20 protein-coding genes are annotated in these 22,830 nt (G+C 71.9%); 11 read left to right on the forward strand and 9 right to left on the reverse strand.

Annotated elements, in window-relative coordinates:
• Nucleotides 1-279 precede the first annotated feature (279 nt).
• Nucleotides 280-1,698: a HEAT repeat domain-containing protein gene (locus tag ACHFIV_RS19535; RefSeq protein ID WP_398970477.1), complete on the reverse strand. Its 1,419-nt coding sequence runs from the start codon at nt 1,696-1,698 to the stop codon at nt 280-282.
• Nucleotides 1,699-1,940: 242 nt separating this feature from the next.
• Nucleotides 1,941-2,333, reverse strand: a complete 393-nt coding sequence (locus ACHFIV_RS19540) for an ankyrin repeat domain-containing protein (protein ID WP_398970480.1) — start codon at nt 2,331-2,333, stop codon at nt 1,941-1,943.
• A 327-nt stretch (nt 2,334-2,660) separates the two neighbouring features.
• On the opposite strand from ACHFIV_RS19540, the gene ACHFIV_RS19545 reads away from it, so the two are divergent.
• Both ACHFIV_RS19545 and ACHFIV_RS19550 read left to right on the forward strand, forming a co-directional pair.
• The gene (locus ACHFIV_RS19545; RefSeq protein WP_398970483.1) at nt 2,661-2,855 is read left to right on the forward strand and encodes a hypothetical protein; all 195 of its coding nucleotides are present in this window, start codon (nt 2,661-2,663) and stop codon (nt 2,853-2,855) included.
• Between the two features lie 37 nt (nt 2,856-2,892).
• On the forward strand, nt 2,893-4,518 hold the full coding sequence (locus ACHFIV_RS19550; protein ID WP_398970486.1) for a hypothetical protein: 1,626 nt from the start codon (nt 2,893-2,895) through the stop codon (nt 4,516-4,518).
• Between the two features lie 12 nt (nt 4,519-4,530).
• Here the strand turns inward: ACHFIV_RS19550 and ACHFIV_RS19555 are convergent, their stop codons facing one another.
• On the reverse strand, nt 4,531-6,030 hold the full coding sequence (locus ACHFIV_RS19555) for an SCO1417 family PLP biosynthesis transcription factor (protein WP_398970488.1): 1,500 nt from the start codon (nt 6,028-6,030) through the stop codon (nt 4,531-4,533).
• A gap of 101 nt (nt 6,031-6,131) precedes the next feature.
• Between ACHFIV_RS19555 and yczE the strand changes: the two genes are divergently transcribed.
• From yczE to ACHFIV_RS19575, 4 genes are all read left to right on the forward strand, one after another.
• Nucleotides 6,132-6,800 (forward strand): membrane protein YczE, encoded by a 669-nt coding sequence (gene yczE / locus ACHFIV_RS19560; RefSeq protein WP_398970491.1) that lies wholly within the window; start codon nt 6,132-6,134, stop codon nt 6,798-6,800.
• A complete protein-coding gene (locus tag ACHFIV_RS19565; RefSeq protein ID WP_398970494.1) occupies nt 6,797-7,570 on the forward strand; it encodes a glycerophosphodiester phosphodiesterase in 774 nt (257 codons plus the stop codon). Before yczE ends, ACHFIV_RS19565 begins: the two co-directional genes overlap by 4 nt.
• 46 nt (nt 7,571-7,616) lie before the next feature.
• A complete protein-coding gene (locus ACHFIV_RS19570; protein WP_398970497.1) occupies nt 7,617-8,981 on the forward strand; it encodes an MFS transporter in 1,365 nt (454 codons plus the stop codon).
• A gap of 264 nt (nt 8,982-9,245) precedes the next feature.
• A complete protein-coding gene (locus ACHFIV_RS19575; RefSeq protein ID WP_078598328.1) occupies nt 9,246-9,620 on the forward strand; it encodes an RNA polymerase-binding protein RbpA in 375 nt (124 codons plus the stop codon).
• A gap of 209 nt (nt 9,621-9,829) precedes the next feature.
• Here ACHFIV_RS19575 and fxsA read toward each other — a convergent pair whose 3' ends face one another.
• The 4 genes from fxsA to ACHFIV_RS19595 form a co-directional block, all read right to left on the reverse strand.
• Entirely contained in the window at nt 9,830-10,432 is a 603-nt protein-coding gene (gene fxsA / locus ACHFIV_RS19580) for an FxsA family membrane protein (protein WP_398970500.1), read from the reverse strand.
• Between the two features lie 68 nt (nt 10,433-10,500).
• Nucleotides 10,501-11,268 carry a polyprenol monophosphomannose synthase gene (locus ACHFIV_RS19585; protein ID WP_398970502.1) on the reverse strand — a complete coding sequence of 256 codons (768 nt, stop codon included), beginning with the start codon at nt 11,266-11,268 and terminating at the stop codon, nt 10,501-10,503.
• 535 nt (nt 11,269-11,803) lie between these two features.
• The gene (locus ACHFIV_RS19590; protein ID WP_398970504.1) at nt 11,804-13,444 is read right to left on the reverse strand and encodes an amidohydrolase; all 1,641 of its coding nucleotides are present in this window, start codon (nt 13,442-13,444) and stop codon (nt 11,804-11,806) included.
• Between the two features lie 69 nt (nt 13,445-13,513).
• Entirely contained in the window at nt 13,514-13,954 is a 441-nt protein-coding gene (locus ACHFIV_RS19595) for an Lrp/AsnC family transcriptional regulator (RefSeq protein WP_033304241.1), read from the reverse strand.
• Between the two features lie 202 nt (nt 13,955-14,156).
• On the opposite strand from ACHFIV_RS19595, the gene ACHFIV_RS19600 reads away from it, so the two are divergent.
• Nucleotides 14,157-14,576, forward strand: a complete 420-nt coding sequence (locus ACHFIV_RS19600) for a hypothetical protein (protein ID WP_398970509.1) — start codon at nt 14,157-14,159, stop codon at nt 14,574-14,576.
• Nucleotides 14,577-14,986: 410 nt separating this feature from the next.
• Here ACHFIV_RS19600 and ACHFIV_RS19605 read toward each other — a convergent pair whose 3' ends face one another.
• Nucleotides 14,987-16,159: an acyl-CoA dehydrogenase family protein gene (locus tag ACHFIV_RS19605; protein WP_398970511.1), complete on the reverse strand. Its 1,173-nt coding sequence runs from the start codon at nt 16,157-16,159 to the stop codon at nt 14,987-14,989.
• Nucleotides 16,160-16,508: 349 nt separating this feature from the next.
• Here ACHFIV_RS19605 and ACHFIV_RS19610 point away from each other — a divergent pair, with 349 nt between their 5' ends.
• Complete coding sequence (locus ACHFIV_RS19610) at nt 16,509-17,774, forward strand: glycoside hydrolase family 18 protein (protein ID WP_398970513.1); 1,266 nt, start codon at nt 16,509-16,511, stop codon at nt 17,772-17,774.
• A 90-nt stretch (nt 17,775-17,864) separates the two neighbouring features.
• Here ACHFIV_RS19610 and ACHFIV_RS19615 read toward each other — a convergent pair whose 3' ends face one another.
• The gene (locus tag ACHFIV_RS19615; RefSeq protein ID WP_398970516.1) at nt 17,865-18,011 is read right to left on the reverse strand and encodes an SCO1431 family membrane protein; all 147 of its coding nucleotides are present in this window, start codon (nt 18,009-18,011) and stop codon (nt 17,865-17,867) included.
• 951 nt (nt 18,012-18,962) lie between these two features.
• On the opposite strand from ACHFIV_RS19615, the gene kdpF reads away from it, so the two are divergent.
• From kdpF to kdpB, 3 genes are read left to right on the forward strand one after another with little or no spacing between them, the layout of a single operon-like run.
• Nucleotides 18,963-19,052, forward strand: a complete 90-nt coding sequence (gene kdpF / locus ACHFIV_RS19620; protein WP_010058599.1) for a K(+)-transporting ATPase subunit F — start codon at nt 18,963-18,965, stop codon at nt 19,050-19,052.
• 8 nt (nt 19,053-19,060) lie between these two features.
• The gene (kdpA, locus tag ACHFIV_RS19625; RefSeq protein ID WP_398970518.1) at nt 19,061-20,725 is read left to right on the forward strand and encodes a potassium-transporting ATPase subunit KdpA; all 1,665 of its coding nucleotides are present in this window, start codon (nt 19,061-19,063) and stop codon (nt 20,723-20,725) included.
• Nucleotides 20,722-22,824: a potassium-transporting ATPase subunit KdpB gene (gene kdpB, locus ACHFIV_RS19630; protein WP_398970521.1), complete on the forward strand. Its 2,103-nt coding sequence runs from the start codon at nt 20,722-20,724 to the stop codon at nt 22,822-22,824. Before kdpA ends, kdpB begins: the two co-directional genes overlap by 4 nt.
• The last annotated feature ends 6 nt before the right edge of the window (nt 22,825-22,830 follow it).

A 22,830-nucleotide genomic window follows, 5' to 3' on the forward strand; every position in this document is an offset into this window, starting at 1 on the left:
AAGCGACCGGTCGCGACCGCCTCCTCCGGGGGTGCGCGGCCAGGCCGTCGCCGGTCCCCGGCCCGGCGGTGGTCGCCCGGGCGGACGCCGTCGGTGCGGGCCCACCGCGCCCTGCGGGCGGCGAGGATCCGGTGAACGGCGGCGGCACGCGCGGGGGTGCGTCACCGCGCCGGGCGTGCCGTGGCCGACTCGGATCCGTCCACCCGGGGGACGTCCTACGGGTGTGTACGCCGCGCCCCCGGCGCGGCGTCCGGACTCCGTGGGCCGGCGGAGCCCGGTTCAGACGGCGGGTGCGTCCGGGCCGATCCTGCTGCGCACGGCGGTCTGGACCTCGGCCTCCTCGGCCGGGTCGGCTGCGAGCCGCCTCAGTCGCTCGGCCACCCGGATGTCGCCGGTCTCCGCGTGGTGTGCGGCCAGCTCCCGGGTCGTCTCCTCGCAGTCCCACAGGCATTCGACGGCGAAGCCGCTGGCGAAGGACGGGTCGGTGGCGGCCAGTGCGCGGGCGGCGCGACCGCGCAGGTGGGAGGAGGACGTCTCCCGGTACACGTGGCGCAGGACGGGCGCGGCGCAGGCGATGCCCAGGCGTCCCGCCCCGTCGACGAGCGTCCAGAGGCGAGGCGCGTCGGGGCCTTCGCCCCTGACCGCCTCGCGCAGTGCGGCGAGGACGAGCGGGGCGTCCTGTGCGGCGCCGCGGCAGGCCAGGACTCCGGCCGCCGAGGCTCCGAGTGCGTCGGGCCGGTGGGCCCAGCGCCGGGCCCGGTCGACCGCCGCTTCACCGCACATGCGCTCGAAGGCGGCCACGGCCGCCTCGGCGACGGTGCGGGACGGACCGACGACCGCCTGCTCGATCAGGTCGAGCACGGCGGGGTCCCTCGCCTCGGCCAGGTAGTGCAGGGCGGCACAGCGCGCCCCCTCCGAGCCGTCGCGGGCGGCGTCGAGGATCACGGGCCGGTCCTCGGCGCCGGCGACGGCGGAGAGGCAGCGAGCAGCGGGGACGTGGAGCGCGCTGCCGCGTTCCAGCCCTTCCTGGGCCCAGTCGAAGACGGCCTGGACACTCCAGCCGGGGCGGGGCCCGCCCGGCTTCATCTGCCGCTGCCAGCGGTCGAAGGAACCCTGTTCGGTCGCCGCCCGGACGCGGGCGCCGACCGCTTCGCGCGGATCGTCGGCCCAGAGCCGCCAGGGCCGCGGCTCGAAGGCGTCCCGTACGGCGGCTGCCAGCTCGGCGGTCCCCTCCGCGGTGGCGGGGAAGCGGGCCAGAACCGCCCCGGCGAGGGAGCGCAGCCCGGCGTCGTCGTCCCGCAGGGCCAGCTCGTCGAGTGCCCAGGCCCAGTTGGCGCCGGTCGCGGCGTAGCGGCGCAGGAGGAGGAGGGCGTCGTCACGTCCGTAGGAGGCGAGGTGTCCGAGCACGGCGAGTGCGAGCCCGGTACGGGAGTCGTCGGTGTCCAGACGGTCCTCCGGGTCGCACAGGTGCCGCTCGATCTCCTCGATGCCGCCGTCGAGATCGAGGTAGAGGCGCGCGTAGTACAGGGAGCGGTTCTCGACCTGCCAGTCGTGACGCGGGTCGCTCAGGACGCAGTGGTTGAGAGCCGCGAGGGCCTCGGGGCGCGGGGCGGCGAGCGCGTGGAGCGTGCCGTCGCCGCGGCCCCTCTGCAGCAGGCCGAGCAGCGTGCCGCTCGGCGCTATGAACGGATCGAACATGGGGAAAGCCTCACATCAAGCTGTCGACGCAACCGGGACTGTGCTGTTCCATGTGCCGGGGTCACATCCCCTAGGCCGCGCAGCAACATGATCGGCCGTCCGCCGTCTTCTGCCTGGTGCTCATCTTTCTCTGCCTCTCGTCGGTGGTCCGGAACGGACCCGCGACGTCATGATGACCCAGCCATTTCGCCGACGCGACCACATTTACGACGCACCGGCCGGCCGGCGGCCCGGACGGCGTCTCAGCGCGCACCGAAGAGTTCCAGCAGGTCGTCCTTGCCGAACATGCGTGCGGTGTCGACGGCTGAGGGTGTTCCGGCGGCCGGATCGGCCCCCGCGGCGAGAAGCGCGTCGATCACGTCACGTGCGCCCTTGAAGACGGCTCCGGCCAACGGGGTCTGCCCCCGGTCGTTGGCCCGGTCCGGGTCGGCGCCACGGCCCGCGAGCGCGACGACCGCGGGGGCGTGCCCGTGGTAGGCGGCGAGCATCAGCAGGGTGTCGCCCCGGTCGTTGGTGAGGTTCGCGGGGACTCCCGCGTCGACATAGGCGGCGAGCGCGTCGCTCTCGCCCCGCCTCGCCAGGTCGAAGACCTTGGTCGCCAGTTCGACCACCTCGGGATCGGGGGTTTCGCTCATCGGACGGACCGCCTTCCATTGCCGTGGTCGCCGTCACCGACCTGGTGGGGAGTACGACGCGAGGGCCGTACGAGTGAATCGACAGGGTACTGCTCCAGGACAGGCGTCAGCCTGCCCGGGAACGGCGGAAGAACACGGCACCGGCCTCGTGCACCGGCCGGGACAAGGCCGACGGGGCACACCGGGCTTCCTTGGACCACGCTCCTCCCCCACCGACCGAGTGAATCGGATGGGTATTCACCCACTTGCACCTTTTATCGTATAGGTACATCTTGTGATCCTGGAAGTACTCATGGTGACTGTCCCCATCAACCAGGAGAACCGCTCATGATCCTCTCCATCTCGGGCGTGGTACTGCTCGGCATCATCGTCTTCCTGTTCTTCAAGAAGGACGGGCTCAAGGCGTCCCACGCCCTCATCTGCGCACTGTTCGGCTTCTATCTGGCCGGCACGGCGATCGCCCCCAGCATCACGGCCGGCGGGGCGAGTTTCGCCAGCATGCTGGGCGGGATCAAGTTCTGACGGCCCGATACCGCTCCCACCTCTCCAGGAGACCGACGTGGACCGGCGACCACTCCCCCGCATTCTGAGCAGCGGCAGCGCTTCCCTCACCCGCAGTCGCGAGATCGCGCGCACGGCCGCCGACAACGCCACCGACGTCCTCCATCCGCTGATCACGGTCACCCGTGGCCTGCGGCTGCTGGCGGGAGCAGGGCGGCAGAAGTGGGCCGCGACGCCCAGGGACCGGCGCGGGCACGTGCTGTTCCTCGTCGCGGCCTGCGTACTGGTGGTGGCGCTCATCCCCTACGGGCCTCTGCTGGCCCTCATCACGGTGATGGGCGCTGCCGCGTGGCGGGGGCGTGACCGGACCCCCGCGGACACGGGCCCCGGCGAGGCGGGGACGGCACGGCTCCAGGCCCTGTACGAGGCACTCGTGCCGCACTTCTCGGTGCCCGAGGACCCCGCTCCGTCGTTCTCGCACGGCGGCGACTGGGAGAAGGCGTTCGGCACGTCGTACGCCTTCGACGGCAACGGGCGCCTCACCCGCCTCCAGGTGAGCTACCCGGCGTACTTCACCGACGGCGATCCCGCGGCACGCGCCCGCGTCGAGCAGGTGCTCCACGCCAAGTCCGGCCGTGGCCGCGAGTACCACTTCACCTGGGACGAGGAGAGCAACCAGCTCCTCATGACCGTGCTCGCCGCACTCCCCACCACCATCGCAGCCCAGCGCTTCGTCACCGCGCCCGGCGAGACGGTGCTGGGTTTCACCGACGCCGACGCGGTACGGCGCACCGTTCCCGTCCAGGACGGCGACGAGACACGGGACGCCTCTCCGGTGATCTGGCGGACCGGCGCCCGCTCGACGGAGCCCCATCTGCTGATCGCCGGCCACCCCGGCAGCGGCGCCACCACGCTGATGCGCTCGCTCGCGCTGCAGGCCCTCCAGCACGGCGACGTCCTCGTCGTGGAGGGCGGCGGCTCCGGCGAGTACGGCTTCCTGGCCGGCCGGGACGGCGTACTGGCCGTGGAACGCGGCCTGGGCGGGGCCCTCGCGACCCTGGAATGGGCGGCCCACGAGACCGAGCGGCGGCTCATCGCCGCCAACCGGGCCCGCCAGGCCGGGCACCCCGAGCCCGACGACATCAGGCGCCCCCTGTGGATCCTCCTGGACCGCCCGAGCGCACTGGGACATCTGGCGGCGGCCGACGGCAGACAGGATCCGCAGGAGCTGCTCGAGGTACCGCTGCGGCACGGCCGCGCCGCCGGTGTGACGGTGGTCGTGTCGGAGCAGTTCGACAGCCTGGACGGCCTCACCGCGACCGTACGGACCCACACCAGGGCCCGCGCGGTCCTGGGCCCAGCGGACCGCGAGCAGGTCGAGGCGGTCCTGGGCACCCGGCCGCACACCACGCCCCCGCCCGACGTCCCGCCGGGCCGCGGCTACACGCGCCTGGGCGGCGGCCCCGTACTGCGCCTCCAGGTGCCGGCCACCCCCGATCCGTACGACGACGCCACGAGTGAGGCCCACCGGCAGGCGGTGCTCGACCTGCTGCCCGGCGGAGCCCCGGCGGTGGAAGAGGCCGTACCGGACGCCTCGCCGGAAGCCGCCCCGGAGGCAGCAGGCGAGTCCGTGTCCGTGCACACGGATCAGCTGGTCAAGACACCGGCCGTCGCGGAGGGGTGAGGCGCGGGCGCCTCAGGCCACGAAGGTCCGGGGCGCCTCGGCCCCCGCGCTCGCCCCCGAGGCGACCAGCTCGGCGGCTGCGGCGAGCCGCAGTGCGGCCTCGTCCGCCAGGGGGCCGCCCACGGTGAAGGGCAGCCGCACATAGCCCTCGAAGGCCCCGTCCACTCCGAACCGGGGTCCCGACGGGACGCGGACGCCGGCCCGCTCGCCGGCCACGGCGAGCCGGGAGCCGGAGAGTCCGCCGGTGCGCACCCACAGGGTGAGGCCGCCGCGCGGCACCTCGAACTCCCACTCCGGGAGCTCTCTGCGCAGCGCCCGCACCAGGTCGTCCCTGTTCTCCCGCGCCTGCTCGCGCCGGACGGCCACGGCCTGCTCCCAGCCACCCGTCCGCAGCAGCCAGTTGATGGCGAGCTGCTCGAGCACCGGCGTGCCCATGTCGGCGTACGCGCGTGCCGCGACCAGGCTCCGGATGACGTCCGGCGCGGCCCGCACCCAGCCGATCCGCATGCCGGCCCAGAAGGCCTTGCTCGCGGAGCCGACCGTGAGGACCGTGCTGCCCGCCGGGTCGAACGCGCAGACCCGGCGGGGCATCTCGACGTCCGCGTCCAGGTGCAGCTCGTGCATGGTCTCGTCGACCACCAGGACGGTGCCCGCGGACCGGGCGGCCTCGACCAGGGCGCGGCGCTGCTGCTCGTCGGCCAGGGCTCCGGTGGGGTTGTGGAAGTCGGCGACGACGTAGGCCAGGCGGGGCGCGGTGTCCCGCAGGACCTGGCGCCAGCGGTTCATGTCCCAGCCGCCGAGCCCCTCCTCCATCGCCACGGGGACCAGTCTGGCGCCCGCCTCCCGCATGAGCTGGAGGATGTTGGCGTAGCTCGGGGACTCCACGGCGATGCGCTCGCCGCGCCCGGCGAACAGGTGGCAGATGGCGTCGATGGCACCCATCGCCCCCGTGGTCACCATGATCTGTTCGGGCATGGTGGGGATGCCGTCCCCGGTGTAGCGGTCCGCGATCATCTGCCGGAGCGCGGGAAGGCCGGCCGGGTAGTCGCCGTGCGTGTGGGCGTACGGCGGCAGCTCCTCCAGCGCGCCCTGGACCGCCCGGGTGAGCCACGGCTCCGGGGCGGGCAACGAGGCGCACCCCAGATCGATCATCGAGCCCAGCGACTCCGGGGGCAGCGGTTCGAGACCCCGGGCGGGCAGCGGGTTGCCCGCCGGGACCGCGGTCCAGCTGCCCGCCCCGCGGCGCGACTCCAGGAAACCCTCCGCCCGCAGCGCCTCGTACGCGGCGGTGACGGTGGTCCGGCTGAGGGACAGGGCCAGCGCGAGCTCCCGCTCGGCGGGGAGCCGCGCGGCGACCGGGACCCGGCCCTCCAGGACGAGCAGGCGCACTCCGTCGGCGAGGGAGCGGTAGGCCGGCGGCTTGCGGACGCCCGGTGCCAGAGGACGTGCCTGCTGCCCCTGGAGCTGCCGGGCGAGCTGCGCCGCACCGACAGTCGAAGTCCACTGCGCCATGAGAATCAGTCCACCTTCCTCGGATTGGCCATAGTTGGGAGCCAATCCCCTGCCACAGAGTGACACGCAGCAGTCCACCGACACCACACAGGGGGCACCACTTGTCCGACACCACCGCCAGGAGCGGCACCCGGCTGACCCGGCGGCTGATCCATCTGTACGTGGGTCTGGCCCTGTACGGGGCCAGTTCGGCCCTCCTGGTCCGCGCCGGACTCGGGCTGGAACCGTGGGGTGTGCTGCACCAGGGACTCGCCGAGCGGACGGGCATCTCCATCGGGGTCGTGTCGATCGCCGTCGGAGCGGTCGTCCTGCTCCTGTGGATCCCGATCAGGCAGCGCCCGGGGCTCGGCACCGTCTCGAACGTCTTCGCCGTCGGCATCGCGATGGACGGCACCCTCGCCCTCGTTCCGGACGTGCACGGTCTCGGGGCGCAGATCCCCGTGATGGCCGCCGGCATCCTGCTCAACGGCGTCGCCACGGGCCTGTACATCTCGGCGCGCTTCGGGCCGGGGCCGCGCGACGGCCTGATGACGGGGCTCAACCGGCTCACGGGCCGTTCCATCAGGCTGGTGCGCACGGCGCTCGAGGTGGCCGTGGTCGTGACCGGCTTCCTCCTCGGCGGTTCCCTCGGGGCCGGCACGGTCCTGTACGCCCTGGCCATCGGCCCGCTCGCCCAGTTCTTCCTGCGCCTCTTCGACCTTCCCGCGCCGGGCACCCGCACCGCGGCCGTCGCCGGCCGGACACCGCGGGAGGCGATACTTCCGCGGTGACCGCAGCGACTTCGGGGCGCCACCCCTATCTGGACCACCCTTCGACGATTCCCTTCGCCCACCGCGGCGGAGCGGCGGACGGCTTGGAGAACACCGCCGCCGCGTTCCGGCGTGCGGCGGGGGTCGGCTACCGCTACTTCGAGACCGACGTGCACGCCACGGCGGACGGCCGGCTGGTCGCGTTCCACGACCCGACCCTGGACCGGGTGACGGACTCCCGGGGGCGCATAGCCGGGCTGCCCTGGAGCGAGGTGCGCCGGGCGAGGGTGGCGGGCCGCGAGCCGCTGCCGCTCTTCGAGGAGCTGCTGGAGGAGTTCCCGGACGCCCGCTGGAACGTGGACATCAAGGCGGAGCCCGCCCTGGCCCCCCTCGTCGGCCTGATCCGCAGGACCGGCGCCTGGGACCGGGTGTGCGTCGGGTCGTTCTCCGAGGCGCGCGTGGCCAGGGCCCATCGCCTCGGGGGCCCGCGTCTGGCCACCTCCTACGGGGTGCGCGGGGTGCTCGGGCTGCGGCTGCGCTCGTTCGGCATCCCGGCGGCGCTGCGGGCGGGAGCGGTCTGCGCGCAGGTCCCGGAGGTCCAGAACGGCGTCCGGGTCGTCGACCGGGGCTTCGTCCGCGCGGCGCACGCGCGCGGCCTGCAGGTCCACGTCTGGACGGTGAACGAACCGGAGCGGATGGCGGCGCTCCTGGACCTCGGGGTGGATGGCATCATGACCGATCACATCGAGACGCTGCGCACGGTGCTGAGCGACCGGGGGGCCTGGGCCTGACGCCGGGGCCTGCCGCGTCCGCACGGGACGAACGAGGGGGCGCGGTGTGAGCACCGGTACCGCAGGGACAGCGGACCCGGCCGGACAGCCGGCCGGGGCCGCCGGGCGCAGGCGTGAGCAACGCGGCTGGTACTTCTACGACTTCGCGTGCTCGGTGTACTCCACCAGCGTCCTGACGGTCTTCCTCGGCCCCTACCTGACCTCGATAGCCAAGGCCGCCGCCGACGCGGAGGGGTTCGTGTACCCGCTGGGCATACCGGTGCGGGCGGGCTCACTCTTCGCGTACGCCGTGTCGGCGTCGATCGTCGTGGCCGTGATCGTCATGCCGGCCGTCGGCGCCGCCGCGGACCGCACGGGCCGCAAGAAGCCCCTGCTCGCGGCGGCCGCGTACACGGGCGCGACGGCGACGGCCTGCATGTTCTTCCTGGACGGCCACCGCTATCTGCTGGGAGCCTTCCTGCTCATCGTCGCGAACGCGTCGATCTCCGTGTCGATGGCCCTGTACAACGCCTATCTGCCACAGATAGCGACCCCCGAGGAACGCGACGCGGTCTCCTCGCGCGGCTGGGCCTTCGGTTACACCTCGGGGGCGTTCGTCCTCCTCGTCGATCTCCTCCTCTACACGGGCCACGACTCCTTCGGGCTGTCCGAGTCCGACGCGGTGCGCATCTGCATCGCCTCGGCCGGGGTGTGGTGGGGCGCCTTCGCCCTCGTACCGTTGCGCCGGCTGCGGGACCGCCGGGTGGCTCCGGGCGGCGACGGCGCGGTCGGCTCCGGCTGGCGGCAGCTGCGGGCGACACTGCGCGACATGCGCCGCCACCCTCTGACGCTGTCTTTCCTGCTCGCCTATCTGGTCTACAACGACGGCATCCAGACGGTGATCTCCCAGGCGTCGCTGTACGGCTCCGAAGAGCTCGGGCTCGACCAGACCACGCTCATCACCGCGGTGCTGCTCGTCCAGGTGCTCGCGGTGGCGGGCGCCCTGGGGATGGGGCGACTCGCCCGGCTCTTCGGAGCCAAGCGCACGATTCTCGCGTCGCTGGCCGTCTGGACGCTGATCCTCGCCGCGGCGTACGTGCTGCCGGCCGGGGCGCCCGCTTTCTTCTATACGCTGGCGGCGGCGATCGGCCTCGTGATGGGCGGCAGTCAGGCTCTCTCGCGGTCGCTGTTCTCCCACCTGATACCGCATGGGAAGGAGGCGGAGTACTTCTCCGCCTACGAGATGAGCGACCGGGGGCTCAGCTGGCTGGGGCCGCTGGTCTTCGGTCTCGGCTACCAGCTCACCGGCAGTTACCGGGACGCGATCCTGTCCCTGGTGCTCTTCTTCGCGCTCGGCTCCGTGCTCCTGGCGAGGGTCCCCGTCCGGGCCGCTGTGGCCGCCGCGGGCAATCCCGTGCCGGAGCGGATTTAGACGTTGAAGTGAAAGGCCGGTAGTGTACGCCTTTGGTGTGCTCGGCGGAGCGTTACTGCGAGCGGAAGAAGCCGAACCGTTGGGTGACAATTCCGTCCAGAAGTGACAAACCGGGCACCGGCGGGTATCCAACCCAGACACAGCAGCGGCACGACGGGCGACGCATGACCGGCAACGGGAATCTTTACCGCCGACCGGACGTTGACCGGATGACGACGACAGCGACACCTGTCCTGTGGGCGACAAGCCCGGGAGGCACGATTCATGAGTGAGCGAGCTCTCCGCGGTACGCGACTCGTGGTTACCAGCTACGAGACGGACCGCGGCATCGATCTGGCCCCGCGCCAGGCGGTGGAGTACGCATGCCCGAACGGACATCGTTTTGAGATGCCGTTCTCGGTAGAGGCGGAAATTCCGGCGGAGTGGGAGTGCAAGGCGTGCGGCGCCACGGCACTCCTGGTGGACGGGGACGGCCCCGAGGAGAAGAAGGGCAAGCCTGCGCGTACGCACTGGGACATGCTCATGGAGCGGCGTACGCGCGAGGAGCTCGAGGAGGTGCTGGCCGAGAGGCTGGCGGTTCTGCGCTCCGGTGCCATGAACATCGCCGTACACCCGCGGGACAGCAGGAAGTCTGCCTGACCGCGTATCACCGCACCGATCAAGAGCTGCGGGGCCGCGACACAGCACATGTGTCGCGGCCCCGCGGCTCTTCTCCGTCCTGGCGGCCCGCGCCTCACCCGCGGGGCCCTCCCGGACGCCGGGAAGGAAGAAGCCGTCCTCTTCCTCCGTCGGCCGACGGAGGAGGGAAGACGGCCGCGCTCACGGCGCAGGAGACGAGCGGCCGGGGCTCAGGGACGCAGCGGCGGACGGTGGTCCGCGCCCGGGCCCTCGTCGGGGCGGGGGCGCACGGTGGCTCCGTCCTCACGGATGACCTCGCCCTGGACGACCTTGCCGTCCGGCCGGTGGATGCGGGCCTGCTGGAAGGCGTCCGAGAGGCCTCCGGGCGCCGCCGCCCTCATCCGGCGGTCCAGGGAGCGTTCGGTGTGGCGCCCGAGTACCGCGCGGACCGGGGGCAGCAGGAGCAGGAGTCCCGCCGCGTCGGAGATCACGCCGGGGATCATCAGGAGCAGGCCGCCCAGCATCAGGAAGCCGTTGCCCTTGCCGGCGGCCGGGGTCTCGGCCCGGGTGGCGGGAGCACCGGGCTGCCCCGGCATCTGCTGAAGGGTCTCGGTGAGGTTGCGGAAGGCCCGCCTGCCCGCCCGCTTGATCACGGCGGCACCGAGCACGGCGCCGGCGACCAGGATCAGCAGCACGGTGAAACCGTTCGCCGCACCGGCCACGACGGTGAGCAGCCAGATCTCCAGCACCAGCCAGGCGGCGACGCCGAGCGGCAGGAGGGTGCGGGCGCGTGAGCGCCGTGGACGGTTCGGAGGCGGTGTGCCGGTCGTCATGCCCCCAGTGTGCCTGTACGGGCGTGCATGCGGCGTAAGGGGGTGATCAAGAGGTGCGGAGGGGGCGGTCAGGTGGCCTTGCGGCCGAGCACCTTGTTGGCCCGGCCGGTGATGCCCCAGCCGGTGACCCGCCACAGGGCCTCGACGAGGATGTCACGGCTCATCTTGGAATCGCCGATCTCCCGCTCCATGAAGGTGATCGGCACCTCCACGACGTGATAGCCCGCCTCGACGGCCCGCCGGGCGAGGTCGACCTGGAAGCAGTAGCCCTGCGAGGCGACCTCCTCGAGGCCGAGACCGTCCAGGGTCTCGGTGCGGAAGGCCCGGTAGCCTCCGGTGACGTCCCGCACCGAGAGGCCCAGCAGCATCCTGGAGTAGAGGCTGCCGCCGCGCGAGATCATCTCGCGGTGCCTGGGCCAGTTGACCACCCGGCCGCCGGGCACCCACCGCGAGCCGAGGACCAGGTCCGCCCCCTTCAGGGCGGTGAGGAGCCGGGGCAGCTCCTCCGGCTGGTGCGAGCCGTCCGCGTCCATCTCGACCAGCACGCCGTAGCCGTGCTCGGAGCCCCAGCGGAAACCTGCCAGGTAGGCGGCGCCGAGACCTTCCTTGCCCTTGCGGTGCAGGACGTGGACCCGGCTGTCCCCGGCCGCGAGCTCGTCGGCGACCTTGCCGGTGCCGTCGGGGCTGTTGTCGTCGGCGACGAGGATGTCCGCTTCCGGGACGGCGGCGCGCACCCGGGCGACGATGAGCTTGACGTTCTCGGCCTCGTTGTAGGTCGGAATGATCACCAAGACTCTGCCGAGCGGGCCGAACTGCCTCTGACCGCCGTCGTTCACTACTGCCCCTTAAAGTCCGTACGCAGGTGCACACCATATCCAGCACGCCGCGCCCGGACTCCGACGCGGTCTCGGGGTGGCGCGCGTCCCGTGGACAGATGCATGGAACTGCGGACAGAAGGGCATCGCTGCGGATCGGGGCCCGGCGTCCTTCGGGCCGACCTGGGACCCGCTGGCTGCGGGTCGACCGAAAGCCGTTGTCTACTGAACCTCCGGGCCCCACCCGGGTCGCACCTGCCGTCCGGTACGAAACCTTCCCTCGCCCCCGAGGCGCGGGCGCTGAACCTGGCTGTCAGCGGTGGTGCGCCGGTGCGGCACCCCACCCCATGACCCAGCGGCGTTCGACGACTGCGTGGAGGTTTGACCGGTCGGACGTCCAGTGGTGGACCCGGCCGAACCTACCGGCCCGTGGGCGCTCCCTGTCAACAGTCGCCCCACCTGCCATTTCTCCCGGAAACGCCTGGTCAGCGCCGAGGACGCGCAGGTCGTGGCAGACACCCCGCGCTCTCGGTCGGCGGTACGAGATGTCGTGACGTCACTCGTTCGGCCGTACGTAGACAGTTTGTCCGAGGACCACCGTGCGCAGACAGACCGGGAGCTCCGCGCCGGGAGTGAGATCGGGCAGGCCAGGGGTGCCGGAGCGGGGATCCGTCGACCATCGCGCCACCCGGTCGTCGGGGGCCTGGACCAGCAGCTCGCCGGTACGCCAGACGGCGTAGTCGGCCGGGGCGCCCGGGACGAGCACGCCCCCGTCGTCCCGGCCCACGGCCCGCCAGCCGCCCCGGGTGTGGGCGGTGAAACCGGCGCGCACGGAGACCCGGTGCCCGGGTGTGCGGTGGTGCGCCGCGGCCCGCACGGTGCCCCAGGGGTCCAGCGGGGTGACCGGGCTGTCGGAGCCGAAGGCGAGCGGCACGCCGGCGCGCAGCAGGGCCGCGTACGGGTTCAGGGTCGCCGCGCGCTCCACGCCCAGGCGCCGGGCGTACATACCGTCGGAGCCGCCCCAGGCGGCGTCGAAGGCCGGCTGGACGGAGGCGGTGAGGCCCAGCTCGGCGAACGCGGCGATCGTCTCCGGGGTGAGCATCTCGGCGTGTTCCACCCGGTGCCTCGCGGCGCGCACCCGGGCGAGGCCGAGGGTCTCGGACGCGGCCCGGACGCCTGCCACCACGGCGGAGAGTGCCGCGTCGCCGATGGCGTGGAAGCCCGCCTGGAGTCCCGCCTCGGTGCAGGCCGTCACGTGCGCGGCGATCCGTGCCGCGTCGAACCGGCCGGTGCCGGTGTGCGGGGCGTCGGCGTACGGCTCGTGCAGAAGGGCGGTGTGCGAGCCCAGGGATCCGTCGACGAAGAGGTCACCGGCCGCGCCGATGGCACCGAGCTCGCGGACGCGGCGGGCGTCCTCCGCCCCCTCGACGGGCTCGGCCCAGTAGCCGAAGACCCGGGGACCTGGTTGCTCGGAGGCCAGCCGCAGCAGGCCGGTGAAGTCCTCCTCGTCCGAGATCTCGGGGCCCGCGCACTCGTGCACGGTGCCGATCCCGAGCGAGGCCGCGTGCGCCAGGGCGGCCTGCTGGGCCCGTGCCCGCTGCCGCGGCGTGACGGCGGCGTGGGCGGCCGCCCGCACCGCGTGGTGGGCGTCGCCGGTCAGGGGTGCGTCGGGGTGGTAGCCGGCCAGCGCGGTGACGCCCGGGACGAGGTCCAGGAGCGCCGTGGTCACGACGGCGGAGTGGACGTCCACACGGGGCAGGTAGACCGCCCGGCCGCCCGACGCCTCGTCGAGCTCCCCGCGCGACGGGGGCCGCTGCTCGGGCCAGCGGGCGGCGTCCCAGCCGTGGCCGAGGATCACCCCGCCAGCGGCCTGGCCGTTCGCGAACGCGCGTACGAGATCGAGGGCTTCGGTGAGTGTGCGTGCCCCGGAGAGGTCCAGTCCCGTCAGGGCGAGCCCGGTGGAGGTGGTGTGGACGTGGGAGTCGGTGAAAGCCGGGGTGACCAGAGCCCCTTCGAGGTCGACCACCTCGTCGACACCGCTCGCGAAGGCGTCGGCCGCCCCCTCCGAGCCCACCCAGGCGACATGGCCGCGTTCGACGACCATCGCGGTGGCGAACGGATCGGCGGGGCTGTGGACGTCTCCACCGCGCAGCAGCACGGTGCGGTGTTCGCTCTGGGGGGCGGTGCTCTCGGTCATGGGACCAGTCTCGCGCCTGTCTCGGCCGGTTCTCGCCCCGCCCCCTCCGCGAAGCGGGGCGGGACGGCCTCAGATGCGTGGTGGGCGCGCCTCGTAGGGCGTGGAGAGGACGACGGTCGTACGGGTGGACACTCCGGCCAGGGTGCGGATCCGGGTGAGCAGGTGCTCGAGCTCCAGTGGGCTGGAGACCCGCACCTTGAGGATGTAGTTCTCGTCGCCTGCGACGCTGTGGCACGCCTCCAGTTCAGGCACACCGGCGAGCCGTTCGGCGATGTCGTCGGGTGCGCTCGGGTCGAAGGGTTTCACCGAGATGAACGCGGTGAGGGGCAGGCCGACCGCCTCGGGGTCGACGACCGCGGCGTAGCCCCGGATCACCCCGCGCTGTTCCAGCCGGCGGACACGCTGATGAACGGCCGAGGTGGACAGGCCGGTGGCCTTGCCCAGGTCGGTGTAGCTCATCCGCCCGTCCTTGACGAGCAACTCCACGATCTGACGGTCCAGCTCCTCCATACGGATCAACCTATGCCCCGGGCCCCTCCTGGCACAGCCGTGGAGGCCGGGGAGGGGCACGTTCGAGGGGCATGTGACGAATACCACAGGTGTACGCGTGGGTAGCCGACGACCTCGCGATTACGCCCTACATCTGGCGGGAAGTGCTTGCTGTGGCCGGGCCGTGGCGCCTCGCCGGCCCACCCGAGGGGGGAAAAGACCCATGCAGAGCCTGAAGCTCACCGGACGTCCCGAACCGGAGTCCGATGAAGACGCCGCGTTCGCGGTCCCGGACGAGGACACCGCTGCCGACGCGTACGACACGTTCGAGATGTACCGGGTGATCTGCCCGGACTGCAGCCAGCCGATCGCCCTGCTGGCGGACGAGGACGTGCTCCCCGAGCACGCGCTGTGCCCCTCCCCGTGGAATCCGTTCGTCCTCACCGTGTGCCCCGGAACGAACCGCGACGCCTCCCGGGCTCGCCCGGCCGACGAGTCACTGGAGGCCCAGGAGCAGGAGACGGCACTGCTGCTGACGCTTCCTCAGGGGCTCGACTGGCGGATGCAGCCCTTCTCGCACGCCGTCGGTCCGGGCTCGCGCCCCCTGCGGTACGTGCCGCCGACGCGGCGTCACGCAGCCTGACGTTCCCGCGCCCCCGAGGGGGCGCACCTCTGCGCGCACCACGGCGGCCGGGCCGGCGTGGTGCGGACAGCTCACCGGCCGGCCCCTGGATGCGCCGTGCGCCCGGGGGAACGGTCGCACGACATCGCCGGATTGTGACCCGGGATCCATGGCACGCGCCGGCTTCGTAGGCCCACGCCGCGTCCGCCGGCCGGCCCCGGCCGCCGTGCCGGCGTCCGGACAAGCGGTTCCGGGCCGGGACGTGCGGTCCGGGAATCCGTACCGCACACCCCGACCCGCCTGCCCACCGTGTCACGCCGCGCCCGACGGAGAGCCCGGGCCGGCTCCTGCCCGCACCGGCACGGCCAGGAGCGGGGCCGGGGCCTGAGGACGCGGGGCCGGCCCGTACGGACCGCGCCGGGCCGTCCGGGTCAGCGCGTCTCCGGACCCGCGAGGTGACGGGCGATGACCATGCGCTGGATCTGGTTGGTGCCCTCGACGATCTGGAGCACCTTCGCCTCGCGCATCAGCCGCTCGACCGGGAAGTCGAGGGTGTAGCCGTAGCCCCCGAGGACCTGCACCGCGTCGGTGGTCACCTGCATGGCCGCATCGGTGCAGAAGAGCTTCGCCATCGCCGCCTGCCGCGAGAACGGCAGACCGGCGTCGCGGAGCCGTGCCGCCTCCAGATAGAGCGCCCGGCCGGCCTCGATCCGGGTGGCCATGTCGGCGAGCATGAAGCGAAGCCCCTGGAAGTCGGCGACGGGCCGCCCGAACTGCCGCCGGTCGGTGGCGTATCCGACCGCCTCGTCCAGGGCCGCCTGGGCGACGCCGACGGCGCAGGCGGCGATGCCCAGACGCCCCGAGTCGAGCGCGGACAGGGCGATGGCGAAACCCTGCCCTTCGTCACCGATGCGGCGGTCGCCGGAGATCCGTACGCCGTCGAAGTGCAGCTGGGCGGTGGGCGAACCCTTCATGCCCATCTTCTTCTCGGGCAGGGCCGCGTTGAGGCCCTCGGCGTCCCCGGGGACGAGGAAGGCGGTGATACCGCGCGGGCCGTCCTCGCCAGTGCGGGCCAGCACCGTGTAGAAGTCGGCGATGCCGCCGTGCGTGATCCAGGCCTTGGTGCCGGTGAGGACCCAGTCGTCGCCGTCGCGCACGGCCCTCGTCCGGAGTGAGGCGGCGTCGGAGCCCGAGGACGGCTCGGAGAGGCAGTAGGCGCCCAGCAGGCCGCCTGCGAGCATCGCCGGGAGATGGGCGGCCCGCTGCTCGTCGGTGCCGAATCCGGCGAGCGCGTGGCAGGACAGCGAGTGGACGCTGACGCCGAGGCCGACGGTGAGCCGGGCGGCGGCGAGCTCTTCGAGCACCTGGAGGTAGACCTCGTACGGCTGGTCACCGCCCCCGTGGGCCGAGTCGTACGGCAGCCCGAGCAGGCCGGCTTCGGAGAGCAGGGTGAAGACCGGCCGCGGGAAGGAGCCCGCTTCCTCCTCCTCCGCCGCCCGCGGAGCGATCTCCTTCGACACGATGTCGCGTACGAGCTCGACGAGCTGCCGGGACTCCTCGGTGGGCAGACGGCGTTCCACCGGCTGCGGGGCACGGTCGGACATGACGGCGCTCTCCTCCCTGTCGGGCGTGACGACGGTCGCGCGCGGGGTGTGCGCGGCACCGCCGGATGGTCCCGGGCGATGCCCGGAAATCTACGGCTCCGCAACCGATCCTGCCCGCCCGGATCACGGGAGGCGCTGGCCAGCGGCTGTGGCGCGTTGAGTATGCCCGATCGGAGCGCACGCGTCACCGGGTGGCGGGATCCCTGATCAGCGAAATTGGTCCGAACCATTGACCCAACTGGTCTAGTCCTCCTACGGTCTCCCCCATGCCTCACCGCGTCCATGCCAATCCGGACGAGCGGTGCAGCGCACTCCCCCACGCCCGAGCCCTCCCCCACGAGGAGCCACAATGACCGGACTTCACCGTCCTCGCGCCCGCCTCCGGACGCTCGCCGCCACTCTCTGTACCGCCGCGCTCGGAGCCACGCTCCTCGGCGTCGCCGGTACCTCGTCCGCAGACGCCGCTCCCCCCGCCTCCGCACCGGCGACAGTCGACGCCGCACCGGCAGCAGCCGGTGACAAGGTGGTCGGGTACTTCACCAACTGGGGTGTCTACGACCGCGATTACCACGTCAAGGACATCGAGACGTCGGGCTCTGCGGACAAGCTGACCCACATCAACTACGCCTTCGGCAACGTCCAGGGCGGCAAGTGCACGATCGGGGACAGCTACGCCGACTACGAGAAGGCCTACACCGCCGAGCAGTCGGTGGACGGCGTCGCGGACACCTGGGACCAGGAACTACGGGGTAACTTCAACCAGTTGCGCAAGCTGAAGAAGCTGCATCCCGACCTCAAGGTCATCTGGTCCTTCGGCGGCTGGAGCTGGTCCGGCGGCTTCGCCGAGGCGGCGCGGAACCCGGCCGCGTTCGCCGAGTCCTGCTACGGCCTGGTGGAGGACCCGCGCTGGGCCGATGTCTTCGACGGGATCGACATCGACTGGGAGTATCCGAACGCCTGCGGCCTGACCTGCGACACCAGTGGCCGCGACGCGTACGGCGATCTCCTGGCGGCGCTGCGCACGAAGTTCGGCACCGACAATCTGATCACCTCGGCGATCACCGCCGACGGGTCCGACGGCGGCAAGATCGACGCGGTGGACTACGCGGGGGCGGCCCAGTACCTGGACTGGTACAACCCGATGACCTACGACTTCTTCGGTGCTTTCGCCGCGCAGGGACCGACGGCCCCCCATTCACCGCTCACCTCCTACCCGGGCATCCCGACGGAGGGATTCAACAGCGACGCGGCCATCTCCAAGCTCAAGGGGCTGGGCATCCCGGCGGAGAAGCTCCTGCTGGGCATCGGCTTCTACGGCCGCGGCTGGACCGGGGTCACCCAGTCGGAACCGGGCGGTACGGCGACCGGGGCGGCCCCCGGGACGTACGAGGCGGGCATCGAGGACTACAAGGTCCTGAAGAACAGCTGCCCCGTGACCGGCACGGTGGCGGGCACGGCGTACGCCCACTGCGGCAGCGACTGGTGGAGCTACGACACCCCGGCCACCATCGCGACGAAGATGGACTACAAGGACCAGCAGGGCCTGGGCGGCACCTTCTTCTGGGAGCTGAGCGGCGACACGGCGAACGGTGAGCTCATCAAGGCCATCAACTAGCCCCGGCGGGGTACACGCACGGCAGGGCGGGTCAGGGGTGGGGTGCCGGGCGGGCGCCCCGCCCCACCCGTCGTGCGTGGCGACCGCGGGTCACATCAGTCCCGCCTGGGTGACGAACATGGCCAGGACGACGACGAGCGTCCAGCCCAGGATGTGCTCCAGGATCTTCGGGCCGTCCTCGGGTCCGCCGGTGCGGGCGCGGAAGTGGGTCCGGTTCTCGGCTGTGGTCGCGGTCATGGCATCTCGCTCGGTCGTTCGGCTGTGGGCGTCCCCCGTGACCCGACCACAGTGCCAGCGAAACCGGGCCGCGCGGTAGAGATCCGGGTCACAGCGGACGACGGCGAAGCGGGGGCGTTCGGCGGACACCCGCGCTCCCGCAGGGGAAACCGGGGCGGGAGGGGCCTGGGCGCCGAGCCCGTTGTGCGCCACACCACATCCCGCCGCTCCTGTGCGGAAGCGGCTGCCCCGCCGTCCGGAGGGCGGCCGACGCGGCGCCGGGCCGGCCGCGGCCGTACGACGGTGGACCGCCGCCCGGGCCGTCGGTGGATCCACAGCGTGGATGCCGGTGCACGAGGAGGCCGACGCCGTGAGCACCGCTGTCCTCCCCGCGTCCGAAGAGGCGGCCCACATCACCGGGACCCGCGTGGTCGCCGGCGGCGGCCGGCCCACCGTCCTGCCCGGCGCCACGCACTGGACGGAGCACGTACCCCGCGGGACGAAGCCGTTCCCGCCGCCTGCTGACACGGGAGCCGGTGACTGCCCGGCCCCGTCGGTACTCCCCCGTCGTCGAGGTCATGGAGTCTCCGACGCCGCACCGAAGGGCGTGCTCCCACGGCCGGAGGGGCCGGTCCGGGTCGCCGGTCACCTCCGTAGCCGTGTCGCGCGCACGCGGCGGTCGCGCGTCGCCCGGGAAGCGGGTGACGCGTCCGACCGTGAGCGGCGCGGAGCGCGGCGTAGCCGGTGACGGTGGACGCGTCAGATCGGCGTCAAGGGCCGCGTCCATTCCGTATGGACCACGTCAAGGTGGCTTTCCACCGGTCTCGGGCCGGGTTCTGCTCATCTTGGCCGCACGGCCGATTCCCTTCCTCACGTCAATCAGGAGCTCACGATGGCCGATCTGGCCTTCGTCGTCACCACAGTCGCGGTGTTCGCGCTGGTGGCTCTCGTCGCCCGGGGGGTGACCAAGCTGTGACCGCCGAGAACATCGTCGGCCTCGTCGTGGCCGTCTCCCTGCTCGGATATCTCGTCCTCGCTCTCCTTTACCCGGAGAGGTTCTGAGCGCTGCTATGAGTTCCCAGACCGCTGGTGTGCTCCAGTTGCTCGCCCTGATCGCCGCCCTCTCGCTCGCGTACCGTCCGCTGGGCGACTACATGGCCAGGGTCTACTCCTCCGGGAAGCACTACGGACCGGAGAAGTGGATCTACAAGGCCATCGGCGCCGACCCGGCCGCCGAGATGAGGTGGCCCGCCTATCTGAGGGGCGTGCTCGCCTTCTCGGCGGTGAGCGTTCTCTTCCTCTACCTCATGCAACGGGTGCAGGGCTCGCTGCCCGGTTCGCTCGGCTTCTCCTCCATCGACCCGGACCAGGCGTTCAACACGGCCGCGTCCTTCGTCGCCAACACCAACTGGCAGTCGTACTACGGCGAGCAGGCCATGGGCCACGTCGTACAGACCGGCGGCCTCGCGGTGCAGAACTTCCTCTCCGCCGCGGTCGGCCTGGCCGTCGCGGTGGCGCTCGTCCGGGGCTTCGCCCGCTCCCGCACCGGTGAGCTCGGCAACTTCTGGACCGACCTCGTACGCGGCACCGTCCGCATCCTGATCCCGGTCTCCGTGCTCGGTGCGCTCGTCCTGGTCGCCTGCGGCGCCATCCAGAACTTCTCCGGCATCCACGAAGTCGGCCAGTTCACCGGCGGAACGCAGCAGTGGAACGGTGGCGCAGTCGCCTCCCAGGAGGTCATCAAGGAACTGGGCACCAACGGCGGCGGTTATTTCAACGCCAACTCCGCCCACCCCTTCGAGAACCCCGGTCCGCTCTCCAACCTGTTCGAGATCTTCCTCATCCTGCTGATCCCGTTCGCGCTGACCCGCACCTTCGGCCGCATGGTCGGGTCGCTGCGGCAGGGCTACGCGATCCTCGGCACGATGGCCACCATCTGGCTCGGCTTCACCGCGCTGATGATGTGGACCGAGTTCGCCCACCACGGACCCGCGTTCGAGATCGCGGGCGGGGCGATGGAGGGCAAGGAAACCCGCTTCGGGATCGCCGGCTCGTCGGTCTTCGCGGTCGCCACCACGCTGACCTCGACCGGTGCGGTGAACTCCTTCCACTCCTCGTACACCGGCTTCGGCGGTGGCATCACGATGCTGGGCATGCAACTGGGCGAGATCGCGCCCGGCGGTGTCGGGTCCGGCCTCTACGGAATGCTCGTCATGGCCGTCATCACGGTGTTCATCGCCGGGCTGATGGTGGGGCGGACCCCGGAGTACCTGGGCAAGAAGATCGGCGTCCGCCAGATCAAGCTCGCCGCCTGCTACATCCTCGTCACACCGGCCCTCGTGCTCGGCTTCACCGCCGTGGCGATGGCCCTGCCCACGCCGGGCGACTCCATGACGAACACCGGTGCGCACGGCTTCTCCGAAGTCCTGTACGCCTACACCTCCGGGGCCAACAACAACGGCTCCGCCTTCGCCGGTCTCGACGCCGACACCCAGTGGTTCAACACCACCATCGGCATCGCCATGCTGCTGGGCCGGTTCCTGCCGATCGTCTTCGTCCTGGCACTCGCCGGGTCCCTGGCCGAACAGAAACCGGTACCCGGGACCGCGGGCACGTTGCGCACCGACAAGCCCCTCTACGCGGGTCTGCTCGTCGGCACCATCCTGATCATCGCCGGTCTGACCTACTTCCCCGCCCTCGCGCTGGGTCCGCTCGCCGAAGGGCTCGCCTCATGAGCACCGTCACTCCCACTCACGCTCCGCACGGCGACCTGCCGCCCTCCGGCAACCGCGCGGTCACCGACCGCGTCGGCGGCGGCCTGTTCGACCCGCGACAGCTGCTGAAGTCCCTCCCGGACGCGGTGCGCAAGCTCGACCCGCGCCTGATGATCAAGTCGCCCGTCATGTTCGTCGTCCTGGTCGGCTCCGTGGTCACCACCGTGCTCGCGGTGCTGGACCCGACCGACTGGTTCGGCTGGGCCATCGCCGGCTGGCTCTGGCTTACCACCGTCTTCGCGAACCTCGCGGAAGCGGTGGCCGAGGGCCGGGGCAAGGCCCAGGCCGACACACTTCGCAAGGCCAGGACCGGGACCGTCGCCCGCCGCGTCGTCGGTCCGGGTGAGGAGCGGGTCGCCGGGACGGAGCTGCGCGTCGGGGACCTGGTGGTCTGCGAGGCCGGCGACACCATCCCCGGTGACGGTGATGTCGTCGAAGGCGTCGCCTCCGTCGACGAGTCCGCGATCACCGGCGAATCGGCTCCGGTCATCCGCGAGTCGGGCGGCGACCGCAGCGCGGTGACCGGCGGTACGAAGGTGCTGTCCGACCGGGTCGTCATCAGGATCACGACGAAGCCGGGTGAGACGTTCATCGACCGGATGATCAGCCTGGTGGAGGGCGCGGCCCGGCAGAAGACCCCCAACGAGATCGCCCTCAACATCCTCCTGGCGTCCCTCACCGTCGTCTTCCTGCTGGCCGTGGTCACCTTGAAGCCGTTCGCCGTCTACGCGGGCGCCGACGGGCAGACCTCGATGATCGTGCTCGCCGCCCTCCTGGTCTGCCTGATCCCGACCACCATCGGTGCGCTGCTCTCCGCGATCGGTATCGCCGGCATGGACCGGCTCGTCCAGCGCAACGTCCTGGCGATGTCCGGACGTGCGGTCGAGGCGGCGGGAGACGTGTCCACCCTGCTGCTCGACAAGACGGGGACCATCACCCTGGGCAACCGGCAGGCGGCCGAGTTCCTGGCGGTCGACGGCGTACCGGAGGGGGAACTGGCGGATGCCGCGCGGCTGTCCTCGCTCGCCGACGAGACTCCCGAGGGCCGGTCGGTCGTGGTCCTGGCCGAGGAGAGGTACGGGCTCGGGGCACGGGGTGATATCGCCGGTGCGCGGTGGGTCGCGTTCACCGCGCAGACCCGCATGTCAGGCGTCGACCTGGACGGGCGCAAGGTCCGCAAGGGTGCGACCGCTTCCGTCGTCGCATGGGTGAAGGAGCGGGGCGGGGAGGTCGCCGAGGACGTGCGGGCACTCACCCACCGGATCTCCCAGGCTGGTGGCACGCCGCTGGTGGTGGCTCGGGAAGACGCTCACGGTGCGCGGGTCCTCGGGGTCATCCACCTCAAGGACGTGGTGAAGGAAGGCATGCGGGAACGGTTCGACGAGCTGCGCCGCATGGGCATCCGCACCGTCATGATCACCGGGGACAACCCGCTGACCGCGAAGGCGATCGCCGACGAGGCGGGGGTCGACGACTTCCTCGCCGAGGCGACCCCCGAGGACAAGATGGCCCTCATCAAGCGGGAGCAGGCCGGCGGCAAGCTGGTCGCCATGACCGGTGACGGCACCAACGACGCCCCCGCGCTCGCGCAGGCGGACGTCGGAGTCGCGATGAACACCGGCACCTCGGCCGCCAAGGAGGCCGGGAACATGGTGGACCTTGACTCCGACCCCACCAAACTCATCGAGATAGTCGAGATCGGCAAGCAGCTCCTCATCACCCGGGGCGCCCTCACCACGTTCTCCATCGCCAACGACGTCGCGAAGTACTTCGCGATCATCCCCGCCATGTTCGCCGTGGCCTACCCGTCTCTGGACAGGCTGAACATCATGGGGCTCGCCTCATCGCAGTCCGCGATCCTGTCCGCCGTCATCTTCAACGCACTGATCATCGTCGCCCTCGTACCGCTCGCCCTCAAGGGAGTGCGCTACCGCCCCGCCGGTGCCGACCGGATGCTGCGACGCAATCTCGGGATCTACGGACTCGGCGGCCTGGTCGCCCCGTTCATCGGCATCAAGATCATCGACCTGCTCATCTCCCTCATCCCCGGAATCGGCTGATCCGCC

The sequence above is a fragment of the Streptomyces sp. ALB3 genome, from assembly GCF_044385685.1.
Classification (GTDB): Bacteria; Actinomycetota; Actinomycetes; order Streptomycetales; family Streptomycetaceae; genus Streptomyces.

Excerpts from the sequence above, each read along its gene's own strand:
- ACHFIV_RS19535 (WP_398970477.1), bottom strand. The coding sequence starts at position 1,698 with ATGTTCGATCCGTTCATAGCGCCGAGCGGCACGCTGCTCGGCCTGCTG.
- ACHFIV_RS19540 (WP_398970480.1), bottom strand. The coding sequence starts at position 2,333 with ATGAGCGAAACCCCCGATCCCGAGGTGGTCGAACTGGCGACCAAGGTC.
- ACHFIV_RS19545 (WP_398970483.1), top strand. The coding sequence starts at position 2,661 with ATGATCCTCTCCATCTCGGGCGTGGTACTGCTCGGCATCATCGTCTTC.
- ACHFIV_RS19555 (WP_398970488.1), bottom strand. The coding sequence starts at position 6,030 with ATGGCGCAGTGGACTTCGACTGTCGGTGCGGCGCAGCTCGCCCGGCAG.
- ACHFIV_RS19575 (WP_078598328.1), top strand. The coding sequence starts at position 9,246 with ATGAGTGAGCGAGCTCTCCGCGGTACGCGACTCGTGGTTACCAGCTAC.
- fxsA (WP_398970500.1), bottom strand. The coding sequence starts at position 10,432 with ATGACGACCGGCACACCGCCTCCGAACCGTCCACGGCGCTCACGCGCC.
- ACHFIV_RS19590 (WP_398970504.1), bottom strand. The coding sequence starts at position 13,444 with ATGACCGAGAGCACCGCCCCCCAGAGCGAACACCGCACCGTGCTGCTG.
- ACHFIV_RS19595 (WP_033304241.1), bottom strand. The coding sequence starts at position 13,954 with ATGGAGGAGCTGGACCGTCAGATCGTGGAGTTGCTCGTCAAGGACGGG.
- ACHFIV_RS19600 (WP_398970509.1), top strand. The coding sequence starts at position 14,157 with ATGCAGAGCCTGAAGCTCACCGGACGTCCCGAACCGGAGTCCGATGAA.
- ACHFIV_RS19605 (WP_398970511.1), bottom strand. The coding sequence starts at position 16,159 with ATGTCCGACCGTGCCCCGCAGCCGGTGGAACGCCGTCTGCCCACCGAG.
- ACHFIV_RS19610 (WP_398970513.1), top strand. The coding sequence starts at position 16,509 with ATGACCGGACTTCACCGTCCTCGCGCCCGCCTCCGGACGCTCGCCGCC.
- ACHFIV_RS19615 (WP_398970516.1), bottom strand. The coding sequence starts at position 18,011 with ATGACCGCGACCACAGCCGAGAACCGGACCCACTTCCGCGCCCGCACC.
- kdpA (WP_398970518.1), top strand. The coding sequence starts at position 19,061 with ATGAGTTCCCAGACCGCTGGTGTGCTCCAGTTGCTCGCCCTGATCGCC.
- kdpB (WP_398970521.1), top strand. The coding sequence starts at position 20,722 with ATGAGCACCGTCACTCCCACTCACGCTCCGCACGGCGACCTGCCGCCC.